We start from the raw sequence: 405 nt of genomic DNA on the forward strand, positions 1-405 counted from the left end.
GAGGACCACAGGCCATGCGTCTCGACAAACTCACCACCAAGTTCCAGGAAGCCCTCGGCGACGCGCAATCGCTCGCGCTGGGCAATGACAATGCCTACATCGAACCCGTCCACCTGCTGGCCGCCATGCTGCGGCAGCAGGAAGGCCCGCGCGCGCTGCTGCAGCGCTCCGGTGCCAACGTGTCCGCCCTGCAGACGGCGGCGGAGAACGCCATCAAGCGGCTGCCCCAGGTGCAGGGGCAGGACCAGGTGCAGGTCGGGCCCGAGCTGGGCCGGCTGCTGCAGGCCACCGAGAAGGAGGCGATCAAGCGCGGCGACCAGTTCATCGCGGGCGAACTCTTCCTGCTCGCGCTCGTGGACGGCAAGGGCGATACCGCCCAGCTGGCGCGCGAGCACGGCCTGACGC

Annotated in this window: 1 protein-coding gene; it reads left to right on the plus strand. The window is 69.6% G+C overall.

What is annotated here, in order from left to right:
- Window positions 1-14 precede the first annotated feature (14 nt).
- A partial coding sequence (locus GVL52_RS29760; protein WP_280179139.1) for a Clp protease N-terminal domain-containing protein occupies window positions 15-405 on the plus strand: 391 nt, incomplete at its 3' end.

This window comes from Rhizobium sp. 18055, assembly GCF_902706285.1.
Taxonomy (GTDB): Bacteria; Pseudomonadota; Alphaproteobacteria; order Rhizobiales; family Rhizobiaceae; genus Rhizobium.